Annotated in this window: 4 protein-coding genes and 1 pseudogene; all 5 read right to left on the reverse strand. The window is 45.3% G+C overall.

The genetic code is table 11. The annotated features are described in order from the left end of the window. Positions 1-76 precede the first annotated feature (76 nt). A complete protein-coding gene (locus tag HMPREF0666_RS15155) occupies positions 77-388 on the reverse strand; it encodes a helix-turn-helix domain-containing protein (protein ID WP_009013256.1) in 312 nt (103 codons plus the stop codon). Positions 389-391: 3 nt separating this feature from the next. After that, entirely contained in the window at positions 392-661 is a 270-nt protein-coding gene (locus tag HMPREF0666_RS16970; RefSeq protein WP_009013257.1) for a helix-turn-helix domain-containing protein, read from the reverse strand. A gap of 695 nt (positions 662-1,356) precedes the next feature. Beyond that, positions 1,357-1,824 carry a DUF1896 domain-containing protein gene (locus HMPREF0666_RS15165; protein WP_009013258.1) on the reverse strand — a complete coding sequence of 156 codons (468 nt, stop codon included), beginning with the start codon at positions 1,822-1,824 and terminating at the stop codon, positions 1,357-1,359. A gap of 8 nt (positions 1,825-1,832) precedes the next feature. Continuing rightward, entirely contained in the window at positions 1,833-3,152 is a 1,320-nt protein-coding gene (locus tag HMPREF0666_RS15170; protein ID WP_009013259.1) for a site-specific integrase, read from the reverse strand. Positions 3,153-3,192: 40 nt separating this feature from the next. Beyond that, positions 3,193-3,423, reverse strand: a pseudogene (locus tag HMPREF0666_RS16980) (tyrosine-type recombinase/integrase); the annotation flags it as partial.

Consider the following 3,423-nt stretch of genomic DNA (forward strand, 5'->3'; position numbering starts at 1 on the left):
TAGGTCGAAACTAATTTCTTGACCAAAGTCACAACTGACCATTTGACTTAAGTCGCGACTGATTTCTTAACTTAACTCATAACCTACCTGTTTGCGGTATTGGATTATAATGCCTTTCAAGCATTGTCTGTATGTCGCTCTGCTTGTATAGTATCTTCCCTCCGATTTTGTAGAAAGGAAGCGTTCCTGCATTTCTGTACTCTTGGAGCGTGCGTGTGCTGAGCCGTAATTGGCTGCAAACCTCCTCACCCGAAAGGTAAACTTCACCATTCAGCATCGGACGGGCGGTAGCGCAATACCGCTCCAATTTCTTCAATGTGCCCTCCATCAGTTGTGCAAACAACTGCATCTGAGGGTCTTGCTGTGTAATGATTTCGTTCTCTGTCATAGTTCATTCACTTTTTGCGTTCAGTAATTCCGTGATGTCGCTTTCCTTGTAATAGCACTTATGTCCAATCATTAAGAAAGGGATTTTCCCCGTATCTCTGTATGATTGCAGGGTACGTTTGCTGATGCCCAAACGCTTGCACACGGCTTCGTTGTCAAGCCATTCGTCTGTTTCGGGCGGATTGCCGATGAGTTGTTCAATACTGTGGATAAAGTCTGCAAATTCGGAGCAGTGCCGCTCCCACGCTTTGCGGTCGATGATAATGAGTTTCATTGCCTTGATTTTGTTTTGATTACTTTATTGTTACTCGGCAAACAAACTGTTATGCAGTCCTTTGCCGTACTTATCAAGTGCAAAAGTAAACCCTCGGAAGCACCGCTGCAAGAAATGAGGAAAAGCAGGGAAATAGAGAGAAAACAAGAGAAAAGACCAAAGGAGATCCATCTGTGTTATTGCGGTAATGAGAAGAGGTGCCGGCTCGTTCCTTTTATTATTTTGTTGTTTTATCGATAATTCGATAGTTCGACAAATCGAGATATCGAAGTGTCGATATATAGTTTTATCGATAGATTATTTTGACGATATATAGTTTTGACAACAGATAGTCATGACAACAGATAGTCATGACAATAAATTGTACAAACAATAGATAGTCCGTATTATCGTCAGTCCTATCTATTGTTGGCTGTTACGCCTTGCGTCCAAAGAGCCTGAGTATGCCGTATTCTTGTCGTGCCTATACTCTCTTACGGCAGCCCTGCCCTGCAAGGTTGGGAGAGATGAATACGACCGCACGAATATTGAAAATGGCAATACCAACTTGAAAAGAAAAATCCTGCGGTGGAGATTCTTCTCTCCATCCGCAGGACTTGACCTTGTCAGGGCAAATTGGCTGCCGTTGTACCTTTGCACGATAAGAAACGGCATCAGGGACTTTGCGTGTGCCTTTGCTTACAACGCCTTTGGGCTTACCCCTCCGTCTGACCGATTATTGGCAAATGATTGCTCTTGGTAAGCAGCATTATCGTGCCTGTGAGTTCGGTGTAAAGACGGCCGTATTGCTCGTCAGAAGCAAATGTGTCCGTCAAACCGAATTTGTCGAATGTGGCTTGAATAGCCTTGTTCGACAACAGTATAGGTACGAGTTTCTCTGGGAGCGGTGCAGGCAGTTCCCTTTCAAACTCGTTTTCCAATACAGATACAAGCGTATCGTACTTGGAAAAGTACAAGCCTTGATACAATGCCTCGCTTGCCATGCTTTCCGCTTCGGGGTACTTAAAACCTTGCGCCACGGCATCGCAGTAAGCTGTGAGAGCCATATCTGCCCGTGCAGTGATAAACTCCGTATCTTGCAACTTTTCGGGGTGATGCTCACTCATGTAACTTCTTAACTTCAATCGAAAGTAGGAAAGTTCCATCTTGTTGTTCTCTTTCATTTTTATTTTTATTTAGCGTTGATGTTCAATGATGGTTGCTTTGCGGTCAAAGGACAAGTTACTTGTCCTCCGCTTGGCTTTCTTGGCGGACAGACACGCAAAGCCTTTCGCAGTTCTCTTGTGGTATTGCTGCCCATGAGTGGCTGCATTTCCCGTGCAATCTTACTCTTGCTAACCTTTGCATAAAGTTCGGTGGTGGAAATGAAACGGTGTCCGAGCATCTTACTGACGGTTTCTATCGGCAAACCATTCTCCAAACAGATAGTCGTGGCAAAGGTATGCCGTGCCGTATGCGAGGTGGCTTCGGTATGAGGTGGGAGGCCTGCGTTGATGATAATGTCCCTTATCTTGCGGTTGAAATGGCTATTTGTGGGGAACTCACGAAAGAGCAAACCCTCCTTTCGTCCGTCACTGACAATGGTGAGTATCTCTTCGGCAATGGGCAATAAAGGAACAATGCTTCTGTTCTGAGTTTTTGTGCGACAGAGCGATATGTACCTGCGCCCATCGTCAAGTGTGTAAACATCGCCCATTCGGAGTTTCTTCAAGTCTGAGAATGCCAGCCCCGTGAAACAGCCCAAGAGGAAGATGAGCCTGCAATGGTTGTCCACCGAGCGGTGTGGGCGATATGAGAGAAGTTTGTGTAAATCGTCAGAAGTGAGGGCATTGCGCTCGTAGGTGGGCGTTTCAATGTCTATCTGCTCAAAAGGGTCTTCACGGATATATCGCTCTTGCAGTGCTTTTCGGATGACTTGATGCAGGTGGCGCAGACGATTGGAAACAGTGCTTTCCTTGTTTCCCAAGTCCCGCAGCATAAATAGGCGGTAATGTTCTATGAGGTCCTTGTCTGCCTCTTTGGGAAGGCAGTCCCCGTTTCCCCTTGTTTTTAGAAAAAGTGCAAAATTCTTCCTACTGTCCCTGAAAGCCCTGACGGTAGCCTTTCCTATCGTCTTGCCCTGCAATTGCTCCTTACTTTCGCAGACAGCTTGGTAAATCTCTATGAGTGTCGGGGTGGGTTTGTTTTGGTGCTGGTACTGCTCTTTGAGATATCCTGCCGTAATGTAGTTCTCTTCTCTTAACGTGAGTTCATAGAGTGCGTGAAGTCGTTTATCTATTGAGTCCAGTTGATGATTGACGGCATTCGCTCTGTTAGCTGCCACTTTTATGCGTCCTATCTTTGATTGCCAATCAACGGGAGAGGTGTGCAATCCTGTTGAGAATGAAGCAGACGCACCGTTGCAGGTGATACGGCAGCGTATAATGCACTCGTTATTCTCATTTGTCTTGCTTCTGTCTATATAGAATAGAATTGAAAATGTACTTTTCATTTTTCCATGTATGTTTTATCGTTTGTATTCCTTATAATTTCTAGTTAGTCAGACGATATTGTGCAATGAGAGGAATAATCTTCTCCACATCCCGAAAGACACGCTCTGGAGAAGTCTCTGCATACACTTGTGTGGTCTTTATTTGGCTGTGTCCGAGCATTTTCGATACGCTTTTCGATAGACACGCCTTCAGAGAGTGTCATCTGCGAAGCAAAAGGTGTGGCGAGCCATGTGAAAGGTCAGTGTCTTTGTGATACCACAAAAGCCGTGC

This window comes from Prevotella sp. C561, from assembly GCF_000224595.1.
Classification (GTDB): domain Bacteria; phylum Bacteroidota; class Bacteroidia; order Bacteroidales; family Bacteroidaceae; genus Prevotella; species Prevotella jejuni.